The 21,452-nt window shown below is 63.8% G+C and carries 24 protein-coding genes and 1 tRNA gene; 18 read left to right on the top strand and 7 right to left on the bottom strand.

The genetic code is table 11. The annotated features are described in order from the left end of the window. Positions 1-85: 85 nt before the first annotated feature. Genes VI340_RS12575 through flaJ form a run of 6 tightly spaced genes read left to right on the top strand, consistent with a single transcriptional unit; the run spans position 86 to position 6,774 of the window. Positions 86-1,702 (top strand): FlaD/FlaE family flagellar protein, encoded by a 1,617-nt coding sequence (locus VI340_RS12575; protein ID WP_336358461.1) that lies wholly within the window; start codon positions 86-88, stop codon positions 1,700-1,702. Next, positions 1,686-2,123 (top strand): flagellar protein F, encoded by a 438-nt coding sequence (locus VI340_RS12570; RefSeq protein WP_008307843.1) that lies wholly within the window; start codon positions 1,686-1,688, stop codon positions 2,121-2,123. The genes VI340_RS12575 and VI340_RS12570 overlap by 17 nt, the downstream gene beginning before the upstream one ends. Position 2,124: 1 nt before the next feature. Beyond that, the gene (locus VI340_RS12565; RefSeq protein ID WP_336329312.1) at positions 2,125-2,577 is read left to right on the top strand and encodes a CARDB domain-containing protein; all 453 of its coding nucleotides are present in this window, start codon (positions 2,125-2,127) and stop codon (positions 2,575-2,577) included. Further along, positions 2,574-3,335 (top strand): ATPase domain-containing protein, encoded by a 762-nt coding sequence (locus tag VI340_RS12560; protein ID WP_004515259.1) that lies wholly within the window; start codon positions 2,574-2,576, stop codon positions 3,333-3,335. The genes VI340_RS12565 and VI340_RS12560 overlap by 4 nt, the downstream gene beginning before the upstream one ends. A 14-nt stretch (positions 3,336-3,349) precedes the next feature. Beyond that, positions 3,350-5,023 (top strand): type II/IV secretion system ATPase subunit, encoded by a 1,674-nt coding sequence (locus VI340_RS12555; RefSeq protein WP_008307847.1) that lies wholly within the window; start codon positions 3,350-3,352, stop codon positions 5,021-5,023. 2 nt (positions 5,024-5,025) lie between these two features. Next, positions 5,026-6,774: an archaellar assembly protein FlaJ gene (gene flaJ / locus VI340_RS12550; protein ID WP_336358460.1), complete on the top strand. Its 1,749-nt coding sequence runs from the start codon at positions 5,026-5,028 to the stop codon at positions 6,772-6,774. Positions 6,775-7,144: 370 nt separating this feature from the next. On the opposite strand, the gene VI340_RS12545 is transcribed toward flaJ, so the two are convergent. Then, entirely contained in the window at positions 7,145-8,242 is a 1,098-nt protein-coding gene (locus VI340_RS12545; protein ID WP_008307850.1) for an aminopeptidase, read from the bottom strand. 243 nt (positions 8,243-8,485) lie between these two features. Between VI340_RS12545 and gnd the strand changes: the two genes are divergently transcribed. The 3 genes from gnd to VI340_RS12530 all read left to right on the top strand — a co-directional run bounded on the left by gnd (position 8,486) and on the right by VI340_RS12530 (position 10,242). Further along, the gene (gene gnd / locus VI340_RS12540; protein WP_336358730.1) at positions 8,486-9,409 is read left to right on the top strand and encodes a phosphogluconate dehydrogenase (NAD(+)-dependent, decarboxylating); all 924 of its coding nucleotides are present in this window, start codon (positions 8,486-8,488) and stop codon (positions 9,407-9,409) included. 126 nt (positions 9,410-9,535) lie between these two features. Then, a complete protein-coding gene (locus VI340_RS12535; RefSeq protein ID WP_336358459.1) occupies positions 9,536-10,120 on the top strand; it encodes a 2Fe-2S iron-sulfur cluster-binding protein in 585 nt (194 codons plus the stop codon). A 49-nt stretch (positions 10,121-10,169) separates the two neighbouring features. Next, positions 10,170-10,242, top strand: a tRNA-Arg gene (locus VI340_RS12530). A gap of 167 nt (positions 10,243-10,409) precedes the next feature. Here the strand turns inward: VI340_RS12530 and VI340_RS12525 are convergent. Further along, the gene (locus tag VI340_RS12525; RefSeq protein ID WP_008307860.1) at positions 10,410-10,628 is read right to left on the bottom strand and encodes a DUF1328 domain-containing protein; all 219 of its coding nucleotides are present in this window, start codon (positions 10,626-10,628) and stop codon (positions 10,410-10,412) included. A 168-nt stretch (positions 10,629-10,796) separates the two neighbouring features. Here VI340_RS12525 and VI340_RS12520 point away from each other — a divergent pair, with 168 nt between their 5' ends. The 4 genes from VI340_RS12520 (at position 10,797) to VI340_RS12505 (ending at position 14,477) form a co-directional block, all read left to right on the top strand. Further along, the gene (locus tag VI340_RS12520; protein WP_336358458.1) at positions 10,797-11,681 is read left to right on the top strand and encodes an NAD(P)H-binding protein; all 885 of its coding nucleotides are present in this window, start codon (positions 10,797-10,799) and stop codon (positions 11,679-11,681) included. Positions 11,682-11,724: 43 nt separating this feature from the next. Beyond that, complete coding sequence (locus tag VI340_RS12515) at positions 11,725-12,627, top strand: NAD-dependent epimerase/dehydratase family protein (RefSeq protein ID WP_336358457.1); 903 nt, start codon at positions 11,725-11,727, stop codon at positions 12,625-12,627. Between the two features lie 112 nt (positions 12,628-12,739). Next, positions 12,740-14,137, top strand: coding sequence for a selenium-binding family protein (locus tag VI340_RS12510; RefSeq protein ID WP_336329306.1), 1,398 nt, complete (start codon positions 12,740-12,742; stop codon positions 14,135-14,137). 22 nt (positions 14,138-14,159) lie between these two features. Beyond that, positions 14,160-14,477 (top strand): 2Fe-2S iron-sulfur cluster-binding protein, encoded by a 318-nt coding sequence (locus VI340_RS12505; protein ID WP_336358456.1) that lies wholly within the window; start codon positions 14,160-14,162, stop codon positions 14,475-14,477. Between the two features lie 16 nt (positions 14,478-14,493). Here VI340_RS12505 and VI340_RS12500 read toward each other — a convergent pair whose 3' ends face one another. Further along, the gene (locus VI340_RS12500) at positions 14,494-14,652 is read right to left on the bottom strand and encodes a hypothetical protein (RefSeq protein ID WP_167320670.1); all 159 of its coding nucleotides are present in this window, start codon (positions 14,650-14,652) and stop codon (positions 14,494-14,496) included. 25 nt (positions 14,653-14,677) lie between these two features. Between VI340_RS12500 and VI340_RS12495 the strand changes: the two genes are divergently transcribed. Further along, a complete protein-coding gene (locus VI340_RS12495) occupies positions 14,678-16,006 on the top strand; it encodes a M28 family peptidase (RefSeq protein ID WP_008307872.1) in 1,329 nt (442 codons plus the stop codon). A 467-nt stretch (positions 16,007-16,473) separates the two neighbouring features. Here the strand turns inward: VI340_RS12495 and VI340_RS12490 are convergent, their stop codons facing one another. Beyond that, complete coding sequence (locus VI340_RS12490) at positions 16,474-17,163, bottom strand: hypothetical protein (RefSeq protein WP_336358455.1); 690 nt, start codon at positions 17,161-17,163, stop codon at positions 16,474-16,476. Positions 17,164-17,297: 134 nt separating this feature from the next. On the opposite strand from VI340_RS12490, the gene VI340_RS12485 reads away from it, so the two are divergent. The 4 genes from VI340_RS12485 (at position 17,298) to queC (ending at position 19,628) form a co-directional block, all read left to right on the top strand. Continuing rightward, positions 17,298-17,579, top strand: coding sequence for a hypothetical protein (locus VI340_RS12485; protein ID WP_008307874.1), 282 nt, complete (start codon positions 17,298-17,300; stop codon positions 17,577-17,579). Positions 17,580-17,673: 94 nt separating this feature from the next. Beyond that, on the top strand, positions 17,674-18,123 hold the full coding sequence (locus VI340_RS12480) for a 6-pyruvoyl trahydropterin synthase family protein (RefSeq protein WP_008307876.1): 450 nt from the start codon (positions 17,674-17,676) through the stop codon (positions 18,121-18,123). Continuing rightward, the gene (locus VI340_RS12475; RefSeq protein ID WP_336358454.1) at positions 18,123-18,905 is read left to right on the top strand and encodes a 7-carboxy-7-deazaguanine synthase QueE; all 783 of its coding nucleotides are present in this window, start codon (positions 18,123-18,125) and stop codon (positions 18,903-18,905) included. The genes VI340_RS12480 and VI340_RS12475 overlap by 1 nt, the downstream gene beginning before the upstream one ends. A 24-nt stretch (positions 18,906-18,929) precedes the next feature. Further along, positions 18,930-19,628, top strand: coding sequence for a 7-cyano-7-deazaguanine synthase QueC (gene queC / locus VI340_RS12470; protein ID WP_336358453.1), 699 nt, complete (start codon positions 18,930-18,932; stop codon positions 19,626-19,628). Positions 19,629-19,743: 115 nt separating this feature from the next. Here the strand turns inward: queC and VI340_RS12465 are convergent, their stop codons facing one another. The 3 genes from VI340_RS12465 to VI340_RS12455 all read right to left on the bottom strand — a co-directional run bounded on the left by VI340_RS12465 (position 19,744) and on the right by VI340_RS12455 (position 21,339). Further along, positions 19,744-20,127 carry a methylglyoxal synthase gene (locus VI340_RS12465; RefSeq protein WP_008307882.1) on the bottom strand — a complete coding sequence of 128 codons (384 nt, stop codon included), beginning with the start codon at positions 20,125-20,127 and terminating at the stop codon, positions 19,744-19,746. A gap of 50 nt (positions 20,128-20,177) precedes the next feature. After that, positions 20,178-20,456 carry a HalOD1 output domain-containing protein gene (locus VI340_RS12460; protein WP_336329301.1) on the bottom strand — a complete coding sequence of 93 codons (279 nt, stop codon included), beginning with the start codon at positions 20,454-20,456 and terminating at the stop codon, positions 20,178-20,180. A gap of 223 nt (positions 20,457-20,679) precedes the next feature. Then, positions 20,680-21,339 carry a helix-turn-helix domain-containing protein gene (locus tag VI340_RS12455; RefSeq protein WP_005537411.1) on the bottom strand — a complete coding sequence of 220 codons (660 nt, stop codon included), beginning with the start codon at positions 21,337-21,339 and terminating at the stop codon, positions 20,680-20,682. Between the last annotated feature and the right edge of the window lie 113 nt (positions 21,340-21,452).

Genomic DNA, 21,452 nt, shown 5'->3' with positions numbered 1-21,452 from the left:
CTGAGTCGGGAAAATGGGATATTATTATCAAATATGATACGCTAAGGGGAATATTCAAGAGTAGAAACAGCATGAGATACAAGAGATGAGTAGTCTCGCTCTCGTGCCGCTGGCTCCAGCCGTCTCACCGGAACTGGTTGGACTGGCACCCGCCCTCTTTGTCTTGCTGACCGGCGGGCTGGTCGGTATGAGCATCAAGAATATGTTCGATTCGATTCTATCGGACGACGAGAGCGGGGACGCGAGCGAGGACGGCGGTGGCGGCGAGATGGCCGACGGCGGCGGTCTGATGGCCGACGACGGCGGTGGCGGTGACGACGACCTCGGCGGTCTGGGTGGGCTCGACGATGGCGGCGACGACATGGGCGGGTTCGGTGACGACGAGTTCGGCGACATGGAGGACGCGAGCGGACCCGACACCGACGAACTGGAACACCGCCTCGACGAACTGGAAAACGAGGTCGGTAGCCTCTCCTCGACGGTCAACACGGTTCGGACAGAAAACGAGAGCATCTCCGAGTCCGTCGAAGAGACCGAGGAGAACGTCCGGAAACTGCTCGATATCTACGAGATGGTCACCCGTGGCGTCAACCCCTTCGCCGACGACGTCGACGGCGGCATGGGTGGCATGGCTGAAGGCGGTTCCTTCGGCCTGTTCGACGACGACGGGAGCGACGATACCGAGGAGGACATCGACGACGACGTCGCCAACGCCGACGCAGAGGGCTTTTTCGACGAAGACCTGACGGAGGACACTGGCGGCGACATGTCGATGGACGACGGCGGTGTCGACGACATGTTTCCCGACGACGGTGGCGACGACATGGGCGGCTTCGAGGACGACGGCGGGTCGTTCGACGAGGAGTTCGATGACTTCGACGACACGGAGGACGACATGAGCATGGACGATGGGATGAGCATGGACGACGGGGAGAGTATGGACGAGGACAGCGACGACGGCGACGGCGGCAAATCGTTCGCAGAGCTCAAAGACGAGTACGAGTCCGGCGACGCCGAGTGGGCCGAGGGCGAGGAACCCGAGGAAGAAGCGGACGACGACCTGCTGGGCGAGGAGGATTCGGACGACGATATGGGCGGGCTGGAAGACGACGACCTCTTCGACGAGGTCATCGAGGACGACGGGAGTGACGAGGCCGAGGCGGCTACGGAAGCCGAACCGGAACCCGAGGCAGCCGTGGAACCGGAGCCGGAACCCGAGCCAGCCGTGGAACCGGAGCCCGAGCCCGAACCGGAACCTGAACCGGAGCCGGAACCGACTGCCACACAGACTGAGACGGCGGCCACCGGCAGTAGCGACGAGGCAGTGGCAGACGACGGCTCGGCCGCCGATGCGGACGACGACGGGAAACCGTACCTGGCGACGATGCCGGAAGGGTTCGCAGCGGACCTCATCATCGTCGAGTGGCTCGAGTTCCTGGTCCAGCACTCGGGCTACCGCGAGACGGCTCGCGCCATCGACTACTACGAGACTATCGACTGGATCGACGAGTCGGTCGCGGACCAGCTCAAGGAGTACCTCCGCGGCTTCAACGACGTGAACGACACCGGGGATGGGCTGTCTATCGACCACCACACGGAGAGCCTGCACTACATCTCGCAGCTTGACAGTGACAGCGGGGCTGACGCCGTTGCGCTCTCGAAACTGGTCGGTGGAGGTGGTTCCGATGGGATTCAGCGTTAGCGGCTCGGCAGCCGTTATCTTCGTGGCCGCGTTCATCGGCTTCGGAATGTTCTACTCCGCGACCGCGAACAGCTTCGAGCGCGTCAACGACGCTCGCGAGGACCAGCGAGACCGACTGCTCGACCAGCAAAACACCGACATCTCGCTTGTCTCGGCGACGTGGAACGCAAGCGGCAGCGAGAATCTCGTCGTGACCGTCGACAACACTGGCTCCGAGACGCTGTCGGTGGAAGCAACCGACCTGCTGGTCGACAACGACTATCAGGCGGGCTATGACACGACCGTTGACACCGACCCCTCGACGGATATCTGGGCGTCACAGGAGCGGTTAGAGATTACCGTCACCTCACTCAGTAGTCAGCCCGACCGGGTGAAAGTCGTCACCGAGAACGGCATCGCCGAAACGATGGTGGTGAGCTAACATGGCGAGCGTCTCCGTCTCACACCTGATCCTGTTCATCGCGTCGATGGCCATCGCTGCGAGCGTTGCCGGCGTATTCACGAGCAGTATCGGCGAGCTAAGCAACGCTGTCTCGGAACAGGGGCTGGACGTAAGCAGCGACGTTCGGACCGACGTGGAAATCATTTCCGACAGCGGTAGCGACACCATCTACGACAGCGGCGCGAACACAATCACGGTTCACGTCAAAAACACCGGATCGGAGACGTTAGCGCCAGTCCCCGGACAGATAGATGTGTTCGTCGACGGCACCTTCGCCACCGACTACACGGTGACGCTGGAGCCGGACGGCGGTAACAGCTGGCGGCCCGGTGAGGTCGTTCGCATCGACATCAACGACAACCTCAGTGGCGGCGACCACCGCCTCAAGCTGATTGTCAACGGCGACGAGGAGGTGTTCGAGTTCAACACATGAGTATCGCAAGTACTGACCTATTCTCGCTCGGACTGGACGATCACGACCGACTGAACAAGGAACTGGGCGGTGGTATCCCGCCCGGCAGTATCATCCTCGTCGAGGGTGACTACGGGGCCGGCAAATCCGCCATGAGCCAGCGGTTCACCTACGGCCTCTGTGAGGAGGGCCACGAGGTGACATACCTCTCAACGGAACTCACCGTCGGGAGCTTCCTCGACCAGATGCACTCGCTGTCCTATGACATGGTCGACCACATCCTCGACGAGGACGTGCTGTTCCTGCACGCCGACATCGGCGAGTCGAACGCGCTCACCGGCGGTGACGAACAGTCCGACCGGAAGGAACTCCTCAAGCGACTGATGGAGGCCGAGGTGATGTGGGACGCCGACGTCGTCGTCATCGACACCTTCGACGCTATCCTCCGGAACGACCCCAAGTTCGAGGCCCTCGTCCGGCAAAACGAGGAGCGCCAGGCCGCACTGGAGGTCATCTCCTACTTCCGGGACGTCATCTCCCAGGGCAAGTGTATCATGCTCACCGTCGACCCGTCGACGCTCGACGAGGAGGCTATCGGTCCGTTCCGGGCCATCGCTGACGTGTTCATCGAACTGGAGATGATCGAGGTTGGCAACGACGTGCGCCGGCAGATCAACGTCCTCCGATTCGCCGGCATGGGCGAGCAGGTTGGTGACACCATCGGGTTCTCGGTCCGTTCGGGAACCGGCATCGTCATCGAATCGCGCAGCGTCGCCTAGAGGTGATATAAGATATGACAGACCACGGACGTGCGAAACCGTCGGACGAACTTCGACAGATGGCAGCGCGGCGGCCCCACCTGCGGGACCACCTGAAGAAGTTCAAGCAGATCACCGGTGAGTTCCCGATGCTCATCGACGAGGCCGACGACGAGTACGAGACGAACCGGCCGAACGTGCTCTACCCGGTCGGCGGCCCCATCTTCTGTCATATCTACGGCGACGTTGGCCAGGACATGAAGTACTACGCCATCGAACCGGAGCTGGACGAGGACGAGCGGGCCGTCTTCGGGAAGGTCCGGAACCGCCTGCTCCAGCGCAGCGTCAACAAGCCCGCGCCCGAAAACGAGGCCCAGTTCGACGACCGTATCGAGGAACTCCTGCAGGAAACCACCAAAGTCCGAGACGAAGACAGCGACAGCGGCGTCCTCACACGCCTGTCGAACTTGACCGACGTGAACAGCGTCGAGGTCACACAGGAGACCTACGAGAACATCCTCTACCGGCTGAACCGCGATATCGTCGGCCTCGGCCCGCTCGAACCGGTCATGCGCGACCCGGCCAACGAGGACATTCACGTTATCGGCCGAAGCGAATGCCACGTCGACCACGGGGTCTATGGCATGCTCGAAACCACCGTCGAGTGGCAGAGCGAGGAGGCCTTCGACCAGTGGCTCCGCAACATGGGCGAACGGATGGGCGACCCCGTCTCTGACTCTGACCCTATCGTCGACTCGACGCTGCCGGACGGGTCACGTCTGAACCTCATCTACTCCGACGACGTGAGCCTCAAAGGCCCCTCGCTCACTATCCGTCAGGGCGACGAGGTGCCGCTCTCCATCTTCCAGATTACCAAGTGGATGACGCTGTCGCCGCAACTGGCCGCGTATCTCTGGCTCTGTCTGGAGAACGAACAGACGGTGTTCGTCGTCGGGGAGACGGCGTCCGGGAAGACGACGACGCTGAACGCCATCACCTCGTTCATCCCCGACGACGCGAAGATCTACACCGCGGAGGACACCGCCGAGGTGCTGCCCCCGCACAACACTTGGCAGCAACTCCTCACCCGTGAGGGCGAAGACGAGGGAACCAGCATCGACATGTTCGATCTGGTCGCCGCCGCGCTGCGTTCCCGCCCCGACTACATCATCGTCGGGGAGGTTCGTGGTGAAGAGGGGCGGATGGCGTTCCAGGCCGCCCAGACCGGTCACCCGGTGATGCTGACGTTCCACGCGAGCGACATCGTTTCGATGATTCAGCGCTTCACCGGCGAACCCATCAACGTCCCCGAGACGTTCATGGACGTGGCCGACGTGGCGCTGTTCCAGAACCGCGTCAAGCAGGGCGATCAGGTCCTGCGCCGCGTGACGAGCGTTCAGGAGATCGAGGGGTACTCGAAGGAGATGGACGGTGTCGTCACCCGGCAGGTGTTCAACTGGGACCCCGTCGAGGACGAAATCATCTTCCAGGGGATGAACAACTCCTTCGTCCTCGAAGAGCAGATCGCGACCCTCCTGGGGTACGAGGACACGCGTGACATCTACGACGACCTCCAGTTCCGTGCTGACATGATCGAGCGGGCCATCCAGGAGGGTATTCTGGGGTATCACGAAGTCAACGACTTCATCTCCGACTTCCAGCGTGACGGCGTCGAAGGGATTCCGTTCAACATCGCCAGGCCTGACTAACGATGGCACAGGGCGAAGCCGAAAGCGGACTCGACCTGACGATATCCGAGACGATCCAGTCGCTCGTGGAGTCCTACCGCCAGATGACGATCCCGCTGGAGCGGTATCTCTTCCTCATCCTGCTGCCAGCCGTCGCCTTTTTCGCTATTTCCACGGTCGTCGCCTTACTGCTGGATCAACCCCTTGCGGTCCGAGCACCGATTCCCCTGCTTGGATTTCTGGTGATGGCGTCGGCGATTTTCTACCCAAAGATCCTCCTGAGCCAGCGCAAGCGCGAACTCAACAACCGGTTTCACCTGCTTATCACGCACATGACCGTGCTGGCGACGACGAAGATCGACCGGATGGAGGTGTTCCGAACGCTGGCCGAGGAAGACGAGTACGGCGAACTCGCGATGGAGATGCACCGCATCGTCCAGCTAGTCGACACCTGGAACCTGAGCCTCGACGACGCCTGTCGTCGCCGCGCCAAACAGGTCCCGAGCCGCGCAGTTTCGGACTTCTTCGACCGCCTCGCGTACACGCTCGGGGCCGGGCAGGGACTCGACGATTACCTCCTGACTGAACAGGAGCAGATCATCCAGCACTACTCGACGGTGTACAAGAGCTCGCTCGACAGCCTGGAAGTGATGAAAGACCTCTACCTCTCGATGATTCTGTCGATGACGTTCGCGCTGGTGTTCGCCGTCGTTCTGCCAGTGCTGACCGGAACGAACCCGACGATGACCGTCAGCGCCGTCATCGTGATGTTCGTGTTCGTCCAGACCGGCTTCTACCTTGCCATCCGATCGATGGCTCCCTACGACCCGGTGTGGTTCCATCCGGTCGACTACCCGTCGCCGATTGAGTCCAAACTCAACAAATCGATGGCCGCCGGCGTGGGACTGTCGATGCTGCTCGTGTTCATCACGCTTGGGGGGATGCTCGGTATCTCGCCGATCACGCTGAACGACCTCTTTTTCATGTTCGACGAGGTGCCGCTGCCCCTCTATGCCGCCGCGCCGATAACCCCGATGATCATTCCCGGTATCGTCTTCCGGCAGGAGGAACAGCGCATCAAGGACCGCGACTCGGAGTTCCCGAACTTCATCCGTGCGCTCGGGGCGACCGAGGGCGCGAAACAGTCCACGACCGGTACAGTGCTTCGTACCCTCCGCAAGAAGGACTTCGGCGCGCTCTCTCCGAACATCGACAACCTCTACAAACGGTTGAACATGCGGATCGAGCCGACCGCTGCCTGGCGCTTTTTCACCGCGGACTGTCGCTCCTATCTCATCCAGACCTTCTCCGAGATGTACCTCATCGGCCGCGAGATGGGTGGATCGCCCAAGCAACTGGGCGAGCTCATCTCCGAGAATATGAACCAGGTGCTGCAACTCCGCCAGAAGCGCAAGCAGGCGACGACGACGCTCGTCGGCCTCCTCTACGGGATGACCGCCGCGTCGACCTTCGCCTTCTTCATCGGCCTCCAGGTCGTCAACATCCTCGCGGGCATGTCGCTGGACCTGTCCACCGGGAGCCGGCTCGACGCCGCGTCGCTCATCAACACGAGCGTCTACAACATCCCGCTCATCGAGTTCCTGCTTGTCATTATTATCATGTTCGGCGCGATGCTGTCGTCGCTGATGATCCGGACCGTCGACGGCGGCCACAACGCCAACACGTACATGCACTTCGTCATGCTCTCGTGGATCGGCGCTATTACCGGGACGTTTACGAAGTGGCTGGTGTCGCAGTTCCTGTCCATCTAAATTTTTACTTCGGGGGGTGTCCTCGGCCGCTTCGCGGCCTGCGAGCACCCCCACTCGCAAAAATTTAGTACAAAAACGACCTCCGAGTCGCGGCCTGCGGCCGCGCTCGGAGTGAAACTGCTCGCTCCGCTCGCGGTACTCTTCGAACACTACCCCGAAACAGACCTCCCCTTCCCCGGGTCACGCCACGGAGGGCGCTCCCGGCCAGCGGCATCGCGACAGCGACTCCCGGCCCACGACACCGCGACAGCGACTCCCGGCCCACGACACCGCGACAGCGACTCCCGGCCCACGACACCGCGACAGCGACTCCCGGCCCACGACACCGCGACAGCGACTCCCGACCTACAGCACCGTAGTACCGCGACAGCTATCCCTCGAAACTGTCTTCCCAGCGGAACAGCCCGTCTTGCTGGACGACCTCGCCGTCGACTTCGAGTCGCGACCCCTCGCCCATCGTCGTGATGAGGTCCTCGTGGACGGCGCTGTCGTTTCCTGATTCGCCCTCAGGGAGGCAGGCGTCGTACGCGCGCCCGAGCGCGAGGTGGACCGTCCCGCCCATCTTCTCGTCGAAGAGGATGTTGTCGGTGACGCGGTCGACGCCGCGGTTCATCCCGATGCCGAGTTCGCCCAACTGGCGAGAGCCGCCGTCGGTCCCGATGATTTCGTCGATGACAGCCTCGCCCTGCTCGGCCGCCCAGTCGACGACGACGCCGTCCTTGAACGTCAGCTCGACGTTTTTGACGCGGCGGCCCTGTATCGTCATCGGCACGTCGAAGGTGACGACGCCGGCGGTGTCGTAGGGGGCGGTGAACACCTCGCCGGAGGGGAGGTTGTGGGAGTCGTAGGCCACGCTGGCGGCGGAGTTGACGGCGATGCGGCCGTCGATGAACAGCGTGATGTCCGTCCCGTCAGCCACGATTCGGACCTCTTTGCCGTCGTCGAGGATATCCTTCAGTTGGGCCTGCTCCTCCGCCAGTGCCTCCCAGTCCCGCAGCGTCGCGTCGTAGACGAAGTCCTTGTACTCGGCGTAAGCCATCCCGGCCTGCTGGGCCATCGCCCGCGTCGGGTGCTGGGTCGACACCCAGTCGGTGTCCAGACGGGCCTCCCTGATTGCCTGCCGAGCCGTCGAGTACGCCTGCCGCTGGTCGCTGTCCACGTCGGCCGTCTCGGTAGTGTTCCGCGACCCTTTCAGGAACAGGACGCTGTCGGCCCGTTCGTACAGCGCCAGTTCGTACTCGGGGTTCTCGCTGAATGACCCGTCGTGGGCCCCCAGATAGGCCCGCGTGAGTTCGTCGGACTGGTACGTCGACAGGAGGTTCGCGCCAACCTCGCCGAGTTGCTCGGCCACCGCGACCGCGAGGTCGTGGGCACCGTCCTCGACGGCCACGACCACGTCGTCGCCCGCGTCGATGCGAGCGCTCCAGTCGACCAGAATCCTGGCGTGTTCGCGTATGCGGTCGTCCATATTCCCACCAGGAGTGGCCGGAACAAAACGGCGGTGGTCCCGGGATTACAACAGATGATGTGATTGTATTCCGTGGATTTTTTGCGTCCCAGAGCCGGAGTGTCCGGTGCAGTACGGGACAGGACTCGTGGCAACTGCTGGCTCCCACGACCGCTTCCGAGATGTCGGCTGGGGCGGTACCATGACTGACGACGGCACGGGTGGTGTTCGTGCCACGCTTTTCTGTCGAACCGCAACCCCTACCTGTTCGGTCGGCGACTCCCCGGTATGGAACTTGGCGTCATCGGACTCGGACGCATGGGCCGCATCGTGGTCGACCGCGTGCTCGAAGCCGGCCACGAGGTCGTCGTCTTCGACATCGACGAAGAGAGCGTCGCTGACGCGGCGGACGCCGGCGCTCGGCCGGCGTCGTCCATCGCAGATCTCGCGGAGAAACTCGGCTCGGAGAAACGGATCTGGCTGATGGTCCCGGCGGGTGACCCGGTCGACGCCGCGCTGGACGAACTGGCTCCGACACTCGATGGCGACGACATCGTGGTCGACGGCGGCAACTCCTACTTCGAGGACTCGATCCGCCGCGCCGAGTCGACCGACGCGGCCTACCTCGACTGTGGCACCTCCGGCGGCCCGGCCGGTGCGGAACTGGGCTTCTCGCTGATGGTCGGCGGCCCGGAGTGGGCCTACGACGAACTGGTCCCCGTTTTCGACGCCGTCGCGACCGGCCCAGACGGCCACGACCGGATGGGGCCGGCCGGCTCGGGCCACTACGTCAAAATGGTCCACAACGGGGTCGAGTACGCGCTGATGCAGACCTACGGCGAGGGCTTCGAACTGCTGGCCAACGGCCGGTACGACCTCGATCTGGAATCGGTCGCCAACACCTGGAACAACGGGGCCGTCATCCGCTCGTGGCTGCTGGAACTCTGCGAGGAGGCGTTCCGTGAGGAGGGCAACGACCTCGGGGACGTGGCCGACCGCGTCGAGGGCGGGTCGACCGGGACGTGGACCGTACAGGAGGCGCTCGAACAGGAAATCCCGGTGCCGCTCATCTACCAGGCGCTGGCCGAGCGGTTCGGCTCGCGGGCCGACGACGGTCGGTTCTCGCGGCGCCTCGCCAGTCGACTCCGGTACGGCTTCGGCCGCCACGATGTCCCGCGTCGCGAGTAGGAACCGGTCGCAGCGGCTGGATTCCCGTGCTCCCGCTCTGGCCGAGGGCTGCCCCGTCCAGCGGTGTCGGCGGCGTTTGCGCGCTGAAACAACAGCTAATTAAACCAGTATTCCATAGCCGGACACATGGTAGAACTCGTTGGACTCGCCGCCGGGGCCACGCTCACCCTGATAGTGGTCGCGCTCCACTACGCCAAAGGGACCGGTTGGGAGGCACCGGAAGACATCTCCCAGGAGGTCCTCGAGCAGCGGGCCGCGACAGTCCCCGAGACGGACTTTCCGGAGCCGTACAACCGCTCTATCGGCGGTGGCGGTGCCACAGCGATTCCGGCTGGTGAGGCCGAAGGCGAACTCGGCGAAGGCGAGGAGGCCGAAGAAGAGGACGCAGGCTTCGACCCCGATGATATCGCTGACGACGAGGTCGAGTACTACGAGATCGAATTCGCCAAGGAGGGTGAAACGATCGAGGTCGCCAACAACGAGCCGCTCCTCGACGCCGGCGAAGAGGAGGGCTGGGACCTCCCCTATGCCTGCCGCGAGGGCCAGTGTATCTCCTGTGCCGGCCACATCGAGGACGGCCCGGCCGAGGACTACATCCGCCACAGCAACAACGATTCGCTGATGGATGACGACATGGAAGAGGGGTACTGCCTGACCTGTGTCGCCTATCCGACCAGCGACTTCACCCTCGAAACCGGCGAGTCACCCTGACGCTGCGGTTCACAACCGTTAAGACGGACAGCCTGATAGCACTTTTCGTGGGCGGCTAGTTCAGCGGACAGAACGCCTGGTTCCGGACCAGATGGTCGGGGGTTCAAATCCCTCGCCGCCCGTGCAGCGAACCCGAGTTTTACGAGCGGTGAGCGAACCGGAAGCGAGGATTTGAACCCGGGGAGTCGCAGCGACCGAGCGAAGCGAGGGCGATCGTCTCCACTCGGTTCAAATCCCTCACCGTTGCCTACATACCGACAAGGCCATAGTGTCCGGCGGCTCGACGGCTCTACAGGACAAAGGAGATGATGGCGAGGACGACGAAAATAATCACGAGCCACTTCGCGATATCCATACTCAGCCCGGCGACACCGCGCGCACCGAGGATCGCCGCGACCAGCGCGAGGACGAGGAACAGAATTGCCAGTTCGATGAGTCCGCCACCGAACTGGAGTGGGAGCGTGTGTGGCGCGACGGCACTGGCTGACAGGCTGCTCTGAAGTGTCATACGTCCACTTCTCTCTCAGGCTATTTGACACCTCAGATATTCACGGTGTCACGTTGTTATCCGCATCTGAGTGACAGCGCTGGCTAGTGCAATCGGTGCTGGTCAGCCGATGTGTCACTGGGCTGGGGGCACAAGAGCCTTTGTCGGTCCAGCCAGATGTACGAACACATGCGTGTGCTCGTTATGGGTGCGACCGGATTCATCGGACAGCGACTGGTTCGTGCCCTGAACGACGCAGGCCACGACGTGGTGGCGTTCTCCCGGAGCGCGAGCGAGGAATCGTTTCCCGACGGGGTCGAGCCGTTCGAGGGCGACCTCGGCGACCCAGACTCCCTCGATGGGCTCTGCGATGATATCGACGTCGCGTACTACCTCATCCACTCGCTCACGTCCGAGAACTTCGCCGAGTTAGACCGTCGCTACGCTCGTCGGTTCGCCGACTCGGCGTCGGCTGCGGGCGTCGACAGGGTCGTCTATCTCAGCGGCATCAGCGGTGACGAGGAGAACCTCTCGCCTCATCTGGCGTCGCGGCGCGAAGTCGAATCGGTGCTTGCGGAGGGGTCGTTCGACCTGACAGTACTCCGGGCGGCGGTCATCATCGGCCCGGAGAGCGCGAGCTTCCGGATCGTCGACGACCTGACCGACCGTTTGCCGCTGATGCTCGTCCCCAAGTGGGTCCGAACGCCGTGTCAGCCCATCGGCGTCGACGACGCAATCAGCTACCTCGTGGAGCTACTCGGTGCCGACGAGACCCGCGGCGAGACCTACGACATCGGCGGGCCGTCGGTGTGGTCCTACGAGTCGCTGCTGAAACTCACCGCCGCGGAGAAGGGCAAGCGGGTGTTTATCATTGCCGTGCCGGTGATGACGCCGGGTCTGTCCTCGCACTGGCTTCGCTTCACGACAGACGTACAGTACGCCATCGCGCGGCCGCTGGCCGAGAGTATGCGGAACCCGGTCACGGTCGACCCGGAGATGGACCTGCAGGACGTCGTGCCGATCGAACAGACGCCAATCAAAGACGCCGTTCGGCGGTCGCTGATGGAGTCGTAGGCCCTGCGGGACTGTTTTGGGGCTGTGCGGTGCAGACGTAGCTATGCCCGAATCGGTCGCCGTTACTGGTGGCAACGGCCGCGTCGGCCAGCACGTCCTCGAACACCTGACTGCAGCGGGGTATCGAACGGTCAACCTCTCCCGTGGCAAACGGGAGGAAGACCATTCGGACGCATACGTCAGGACTGATCTGCTCGATGCGGGCGAGGTCTACGGCGCACTCGCGAAATCCGGCCCCGACGCGGTCGTCCATCTCGGGATGAGTCCCACGCCCGACCACACGCCGGGGTACCGGACCTACGAGAGCAACGTCATGTCCAGCTATCATGTGCTGGAGGCGGCCGGCGAACTGGGTGTCGATACGGTTGCCCTGGCGTCGAGTTTCAGCGCTATCGGCGGCGGGTTCGAACCGGCCCCCATCACAGTCGATTACCTTCCGATCGACGAGGACCACCGCCTCACGCCGTCGAACCCGTATGCAATGGGGAAACAGGCACTGGAGATCACCGCCGACGGGTTCGCCCGCCGGAGCGCGGACGCCCCGGACACTATCACGTCGCTTCGGCTTCCGTGGGTCGTCGACGACGACCTGGCCAGGGAGACGTTCGTCGAGGCAGACCGGACACTCGCCGGGTCTCGGGCGTCACCGCACTTCCACACCCAGCGGAACACGCTGTACGCGTACGTCCACACCACCGACGCCGTTCGGCTCGTCGAGCGGGCCGTTGCGGCGTCGTTCGACGGCCACGAACGCGTCTGGGTCTCGGCACCAGATACGAGCGCCGAGACGCCGAGCGCCGAACTCGCGGCGGAACTGTACCCCGATGCTGACTACCGGGGGCCGACAGCCGACGACGAGAACCCGTATGCGACGCTCATCGACACGACGAAAGCCGAGCGGCTGCTGGGCTGGGAACCGACCTGGAGCTGGCGACAACTGGCGTGAAGCCAGCGGCGGCCCGCCCATCGATCCGGACGCCGCCATTACCATGCCGCATGTAGCGGCCGTTTCATCCGGAACACGTTGCTAAAATGTAATGTGTATGTAACTAACATGCATGAGTGACGCCGAACAGCCGTCAGAGAGCGAGACACACGACCATCACGAGCATCACGACCACGAGGGGCCGGGCTATGCCACCCCGCAGGCGGCCATCGAGGAGGCCGAGCGCGAACGGACCGCCTACGTGATGGGGCTGCACGTCGGCCAGGACGTCGACGCGCCGGACTTCCTGGCCGTCGTCGACGTAGCCCCCGACTCAGACACGTACAGTGAAATCATCAACCGGGTCCAGATGCCGAACAAGGGCGACGAACTCCACCACTTCGGGTGGAACGCCTGCTCGTCGTCGTGCCACATGGAGGGGTTGGAGCGCCGACACCTCGTCATACCCGGCCAGCGGTCTTCCCGCATCCACATCGTCGACACGAAGGAGCGCCGCGACCCCGAACTGACGAAAGTCATCGAACCGGAGGCGGTGTACGAGCACGACCTCTCCGCGCCCCACACCGTCCACTGCATCCCCGACGGCGAGATTCTCATCTCCATGCTGGGCGACGCCGACGGCGACCTCCCCGGCGGCTTTCTGGAACTGAACGACGACTTCGAGGTGCAGGGCCGGTGGGACCCGCCCGGCGAGATCGAGATGAACTACGACTACTGGTACCAGCCCCGCCAGAACGTGATGCTGTCGACGGAGTGGGCGGCCCCGAAGACGTACTACCCCGGGTTCGACCTGGACGACGTCGAGGACGGCAACTACGGCCAGCGGCTCAACTTCTGGGACTGGGAGGCCGGCACCGTTGAGCAGACAATCGACCTCGGCGAGGACGGCCTGATTCCGCTGGAGGCCCGGTTCCTGCACACGCCCGAGAGCACCCACGGCTACGTCGGGGCGGCGCTGTCCTCGAACATCATCCACTTCTGTGAGTCGGACGGCCAATACCGTGCCGAGCCAGTCATCGAGTTCGACGACCGCGAGCACGAGGACTGGGACATGCCGGTGCCGGCGCTGGTGACGGACATCCTCATCTCGATGGACGACCGGTACCTGTTCGGGTCGAACTGGCTCCACGGCGAGGTGTGGATGTACGACATCTCGGACCCGTCGAACCCCCGAAAGGCCGATTCCATCTCTATCGGTGGCTACTTCGGCGACATCGAGCAGGTCCAGGGCCGCGACATCGTTGCCGGGCCGCAGATGCTCCAGCTATCGCTGGACGGCGAGCGCCTCTACTGGACGACGTCGCTGTTTTCCTCGTGGGACAACCAGTTCTTCCCCGAGGAGGCCGAAAAGGGGTCAGTGATGCTCAAAGCCGACGTAGACCCGCGGACGGGGACGATGTCGCTGGACCGGGACTTCCTCGTGGACTTCGGCGACCTGCCCGAAGGCCCTGCTCGCGCCCACGAGATCCGGTGGCCCGACGGCGACTGTACCAGCGACGTGTGGCAATGAGGACGATGCGACTGGGCGGCCGATGACCGAGGTCCTGCTGGACTGGCGGGACAGCGACCGGACGGAGACGGTTTCGGTGCCAGACGGCGAAACGATACTCGACGCCGCGGAGGCCGCGGATATCGGGCTGCCGTTCGGCTGTCGAACCGGCGCATGCGGGACCTGTACCGCTCGCCTGCTGTCCGGCGACGTGGTCCATCACCGCCCGACGCGGGCGCTCAAAGAGCAGCATCTGGAAGACGGCTACGTCCTGCTCTGTATCGCCGAGCCGACGACCGACGCGCACCTCGCCGTCGGCGCGACGGTACAGGCCGAACTGGTGCCGAACCCCTGGAAGTGACCGGCACCGATTCCGCTCAGCCCGACAGCGCTTGCTGGAGGGTTTGTCCCAGAAACCCGATAGCTGGAATGACGAACACTGTCGCGTGGACCCAGGCGTCGTAGGTGATGTCGCCGGGCTTGGTCAGGAGAAACAGGCCGTAGAGGACGACCAGCACGACGACCCCTAATTTCAAACCCGGCACGGCCCCACCGGGACGTATGGACGACACTGACTGGATCGGCGAGACGTTCACCAGCACGGCCGGCTGGGATCACCTGGAGACGCTGGTCGACATCGGGAACCGGATGGCGGGCAGCGACGGCGAACGGGCGGCGGCAGAAGCGACCCGGGACGCGCTGGCGGCGTACGCCCGCGACGCTCGGCTCTCGGAGTTCGGAATCCAGGGCTGGGAACGGGGCGACAGCGCCGTCCGCGCCGACGGGTCGCCGGTCGCGGCGCAGGCCCACGAGTGTATCGCTCTGCCGCGGTCGCCGGCCGGCGAGGCGACCGGTGAACTGGTCGACGTTGGACACGGCCTTCCGGAGGAGTTCGAAGACGCCGACTGCGAGGGCAAAGTAGTGCTGGCCCGCTCCGACGTGCCCGACTGGTACGACCGGTACATCCACCGCCGGGAAAAGTACTATCACGCCGTCGAGGCCGGCGCAACCGGATTTATTTACCGCAACCACGTCGAGGGCGTGCTGCCGCCGACCGGAAGCGTCGGGACAGCAGACGCACCCATCGGCGAGATTCCGGCTATCGGCGTCGCCAGCGAGACGGGCGCGCGACTGGCGCGTCGCTACGCGGGCGACGACGTCACCGTCAGCGTCGACTGCGAGACGCCCGACGCGACGAGCCAGAACGTCCACGCCGAACTGGGACCGGACACCGACGAGCGACTGCTGGTGACCAGCCACGTCGACGCCCACGACATCGCGGAGGGGGCGATGGACAACGGGGCCGGGACGGCGATGGTCGTCGAGGCCGCCCGCGCGCTGGCCGGCCGCGAGGACGAACTGGAGACGCGCGTGGAGTTCGTCGCCTTCGGTGCCGAGGAGGTCGGCCTCGTGGGGTCGAACCGCCTGGCCGACGAGACCGCCCTCGACGACGTAACGGCCGTGCTCAACTTCGACGGCGTCGTTCAGGGCCGCACGCTGAAGTGTTACACCCACGGCTTCGACGCGCTGGCGGCCGCCGCCGATGACGTGGCTGACCGCTTCGACCACCCCATCTCGCTCACGCCGGAGCAAGGCCCTCACAGCGACCACTGGCCGTTCGTGCGGCGGGGCGTCCCCGGCTATCATGTAACCAGCGAAACCGGCGGCGAGGGGCGTGGCTGGGGCCACACCCACGCCGATACGCTGGACAAACTGGAACCCCGGACGTTCCGCGAGCAGGCCGTCCTCTTGACCGAACTCGCCGTGACACTTGCAGACGACTCAGTGCGATCTGCTCACAAAGATCCCACGGAAATAGCCGATGCGCTCGAAGCCCAGAACCTCGCCGAAGGGATGCGGATCACAGGTGACTGGCCCTTCGACGACTGACACGACGCCAGTCCCTTCACTGCCACGTTCGACTCCCGCGACCTGTACGAAAGAACTACCAGATTTCTAGTATTTTCGCCCCCTCCAGTGTTCCGGTTCTCTGGTCGCTGACGATTGGATATAATGATTTACTCAGTATAGAAGTAACATATTCCGTAGGTTATTTACCATATGGGTACCTGGAAATCGATGGCAGGTTGATTGGTCTACGTACTGTAGCCCGTATGTGAACGCCGTCACCGGCGTTCGCTGCCAAGCTCCCATGCTTATCGGTCTCGCGGAGTCCGAGGCCGAGTCGACGTGAGTAAACCATACCTGCCGTCGTCAGTCAACACCAACACCAATACCTGACACAACGGCCGTCCATGTGCCAAGACGGCCGTCGTGTCCACTTTCGGACTATTCCTCTGAGGAACACCAGTCAGTAGCGAGCGCGATGCAAGGCGACACCCAGCGGCGGAGCCGGTCTATGACTCGTAGGCCTGTTCTACGTCAGCCTTCGCCGACGGAATGACCTGCTGTTCAGCCCGTCGCATCGACCGCAACGCCTCGTCAGTGAACTCGACGTCGAGCGTGGGGAGGGCTCGTGCCAGACCGCCCAGCACCTCGCCGGGGTCGATGGTGAGTTCGAAGGCGAAGGCGTTCTGATTCTCCCGCAGTGGGACGGAGAACTCGAAGTGCGTCCGGACGATATCCGTCGCCGTCTCCTTCTCGTAGGACTCGGTGACGGCGGTCCAGAAGTCGTCGCTGTCGGCGGCGACAAGCGGCGCGAGGTCGTCACCGAACGACTGTTGGCGGGCCAGCAGGGTCTCTCGAATCCGGTCCCGGCGGTCGCCACGGACGGTGTTGCGGAGCGCGTTCCAGTAGATATCACGGGCCAGCACTTCGTCAGCATAGGTATCGAACGCCGCGTCAGTGGCGGCGTAATCAAGCACCGGCTCCAGTTGGGCGAGTATCTGTTGCTGGTAGGACTGTAGTTTCGGCCGGACGACGTGGCGCTCCAGCGGGCGGCTGTTGTTCAGCAGTTTGCCCGCAACGCGGCTTCCGCTCCCGTTTGACCCGCGTAGCACGGCTGCCACGTCGAAGGCTGCGTACGTCTCGTCGACGAACTGCGAGAGGTAACGTTCGAACTCCCGTTCGACGGCACGTCGTGTCACACCCGACTCTGTGGGCTGCAGCGACCTATCCCTTACGCCGATGTCCGCTGCCGATAGTCGTTCGCGATACGGGCCGCCGCCCATCGCTGTACAACTAACACGAGCGTTATGACTGTGCATAACTAACAGCGGATGTGCCCAGAGACCTGCCCAGCGACGTCCACGCGGTGCTGACACAACTCGCTGAAGAGGGCGAAACAGCCATTATCGCGGCGGAGTACCATACGGCCCGACAGACAGTTGCGACGGCTGAGACGGTCAGCCGGAACAAACTGCCGGAGTGTGATCTGCGGTCGCGGTTGTTGCACGGCTGCGAGCAAGTGCGTACCGCGCTAGATTCCGACCATCCCGACGCTGCCGCCGAGTATCTACGAGCGATGAACCGACGACTTGCGGCCGTCGACGACGACTGCTGATACCGGTCATCGAACTACTGTTGGCTCCGTAGTATCGAGACATTGGCGGGCCAGCTCCCGTGAGAGTTAAGACACCGAATGATAATACCGTGGTATGTCTCAGCGACTATCGAAGGCCGAGGACACGCTCGCCGACGCGGGCGAACGCGAACTCGTCGTCGGTGGTGACCGGCCGATCCGGATCTCTGCGGGGCATCGACTGCGACACCACGACGGGAAATGTTCGCGCCCGCACGGACACAACTACGAAATCACCGTCCGCATCACCGGCGAACTAACCGACGAGGGGTGGGTCGTCGACAAGGGCGAGGTCACGGACGTGGTCGACGAGTGGGACCACCGCTTCCTATTGGAGGCCGGCGACCCACTGGTTGAGGCCTTCGACGCCAGCGGCGACGGCGACGCCGTGGTCGTGCTTGACCACCCGCCGACAGCCGAAGTCATGGCCGCGATACTGGAACAGCGCCTCGCCGACCGCCTCCCGGAGACGGTGTCGGACGTGGCCGTCTCCGTCCGGGAGACCAGCGAACTCTGTACCCGCTGATGCCGGTCGCAAACGACGCGCCCGGGGCCGATATCGAGGGGACCGACGCCGACGCGGAGACGGGCGACCTCCCCATCAACGAACTGTTCCAGTCGCTTCAGGGCGAGGGCCGACTGGCGGGCGTCCCGAGCGTGTTTGTCCGGACCAGCGGCTGTAATCTGCGCTGTTGGTTCTGTGACTCCTATCACACCTCCTGGGAGCCGACCCACGACTGGTTCACCGTCGACGACGTGCTCGCCGCTATCGAGGAGTACGACGCCGACCACGTCGTCCTCACCGGTGGCGAACCGCTCATCCACGATTCGAGTGCGGACTTGCTAGAGCGGCTGGCCGACCGGGGCTACCACACGACGGTCGAGACCAACGGGACCGTCGTCCCCGACGCCCCTATCGACCTCGCCAGCGTCAGCCCGAAACTGGCCTCCAGTACGCCGACGGCCGACCGCGACCCCGACGGCGACGGCGAGTGGGCGGACCGCCACGAGGAGCGCCGGCTCGACGTGCCGACGCTGGCCGAACTCGTCGAAACCTACGACACGCAACTCAAGTTCGTCGTCACGGGCCGCGAGGACATGGCCGAAATCGAGTGCCTCGTCGAGCGACTCCGAGACGCTACGTCTGCCCGCGTGTGTGACGACGACGTGTTACTGATGCCGGAGGGCCAGACGCGTGACCAACTCGAAGCGACACGGGAGACCGTTGCGGACCTCGCGCTGGAGTACGGCTACCGGTACACACCGCGACTCCACGTCGACCTCTGGAACGACGAACCGGGAACGTAACTGCTTGCGACACCACGTACAACGATGACCGACGACACCCGCGCTGTCGTGCTCGCCTCCGGCGGCATGGACAGCGCCACGGCGGCCTACGAAGCACAGACCCGCGGCTACGACCACCTGTACCTGCTGCACACCAGCTACGGGCAGAACACCGAGGACCGGGAGTACGACTGCGCCAGCGCGCTGGCCGACCACGTCGACGCGGCGGACTTCCTCCACGTCGAGACCGGCCACCTCACGCAAATCGGCGCGTCGTCGCTGACCGACGACTCGATGGACGTGGCGGACGCCGACACCGACAGCGACGAGATTCCGACCTCGTACGTTCCGTTCCGGAACGCCAACCTGCTATCGATGGCGGTCTCCTACGCCGAGGCCAACGACTGCGGGGCCGTCTTCATCGGCGCACACAGCGAGGATTTCTCGGGGTATCCGGACTGCCGGCCCGCCTTCTTCGACGCCTTTCAGGGCGTCATCGACGCCGGCACGAAACCCGACACCGACATCGACCTCGCCGCGCCCTTCGTCGAGTGGTCCAAGACCGACATCGCCGAGCGCGGCGTCGAACTCGGCGTTCCCTACGAGGACACCTGGAGTTGCTACCGGGACGACGAACCGGCCTGCGGGACGTGCGACGCCTGCGCCTTCCGGCTGGAAGCCTTCCAGCGTATCGGCGAACGGGACCCCATCGAGTACGCCGAACGACCGACGCACGCGGAGTGAGGCTACAGGCGAAGCTGCCGGGTTGTCGGCTTCATCCACACCCCTGAAGGGGTGGGCTTTCGCCTTGCTCCCGCTGTAAACGGACCGCAGACGGTCGTCTCCCGTTCCCGGCGGGCTAGTCGTCGGCTTCGTCCCGAACCAGCCCTTCGAGGATGTACTCCGCTGAGGCTCGCGTCGTCGCCAGCGGTACGTCGTGGACGTCACAGATACGCAGGAGCGCCGAGATGTCCGGCTCGTGGGGCTGTGCCGTCAGCGGGTCCCGGAGGAAGACGATGCCGTCCATCCGGCCCTCGGCGACCTCAGCGCCGATCTGCGTGTCGCCCCCCATCGGTCCGCTCTCCTTTCGCTCGACTGTGAGGTCGGTCTCGGCCATGATGCGCTTGCTCGTCGTGCCGGTCCCGACGAGGTCGAACTCCGCGAGTGTCGATTCATAGCTCTGAGCCAGGTCGATCATCTCGGGCTTCTCGTCGTCGTGTGCGATGAGTGCCACGCGGGTCATATCTGGGGCTCTCGGGCCATCGTCTTATGTCATTTGGACATAGCACCGACTCAACTGTCGACGGAAATCTCTCCGTCAGCGGTAATCGTCACGTCGTGTCCTTCGACGGCGAACGTCAGCGCCTCCGTCGTCCTCTCTGTGACGACCGCACGGAGTGACCCGATGTCGACGTACGTATCCAGCCCGTCAATATCGTCCGCATCTAGATCTGTCGCTTCGATCACCGCATCGGCAATAACATCACCTGCGGGTTCGGGGCTGACCCAGTCGTCGGACCCCTCCGTGGCCCGGTTCCGCAGCATATACACGGTCCCCTCGTTCGAGCTCATACTCCAGTGTACGCTCCCTTCTCTTATAACAGCGGACGAGCTATTTCACTGTCTGAAATAACCGGTGGGCCGATGACGCATCAGACGGCCCGTATCCGCACACTGTCAGCCCAGACAACACAGAACGCAGCTATTCGGCAATATATCGCCCCCAGACCGGCTGCTCACAGAGGGCCGGCGTTCCACCATCTTCGCTTTCCACCAACCGGAAGCCGTCCGTGGGTTACTCGGGCGGTGAGCCGACAAGCGGCCGTTCAGGGGCCGCCAACGTGTTCTGCACCAGCGTTCGCGTCCCGCGACGGAGCCGCTCCGAGGCGGCCTGACTGGAGATCCCCAACTCCGCGGCGAGGTCCGAGAGGGACGATTCTCGCGGGACGGTGAAGTAGCCACGATTGAGCGCGAGCAACAGCACTTCTTGCTGTGGATCCGTCACGCCGAACTGGGGAGAGGCTTCCGTGTCGTCGGTGATGGTCTGAATGTCGATGTTGATATCACTGGACACGAGCACGTCACGGAACGACAGCACCGAACTCTTCTCGGGGAACCGGGCTCGAAACACCCAGTCGTCGCCGGTCTGTGCGGCACCGAGCAGGAACCCGTCCGCGTTCAACAACGCTTCTCCGATCGTATCGATTATCGTGTCAGTTGTATGCAGGGTGTACCAGTGACCATCTCCTTCTGCCGCTACGTGGGCATAGTCGGTGATACTCTCGTCCTGGGCCAGATTCGCTTCGATGGCGGGCCGCTCGACGGGGCCAATCCAGGCGACGGCACGGCAGTCGCCACTCTCGCAGTGAAGTCGCTGTATCCGTATCGCTGCTTTACTCAGCGTTTCAGCTGTTCGCTGCAAGAGGGGGGCATCGATGTGAAATTCTACTATCATGTCTCACTGTCACGCAGCAACGGTGATAAACCCCGGTCAGACAGTTGTCGTACCTGAAAACGGTGCTTGTGTAATTTCCGGGTACTGAAGGCTGACGGCAGTATGGACCGGGG

Source organism: Haloarcula sp. CGMCC 1.6347 (genome assembly GCF_037078395.1).
Lineage (GTDB): Archaea > Halobacteriota > Halobacteria > Halobacteriales > Haloarculaceae > Haloarcula > Haloarcula amylolytica.
The sequence above is the reverse complement of the archived record's forward strand: the minus strand, read 5'-3'. Positions and strand labels throughout refer to the sequence as shown.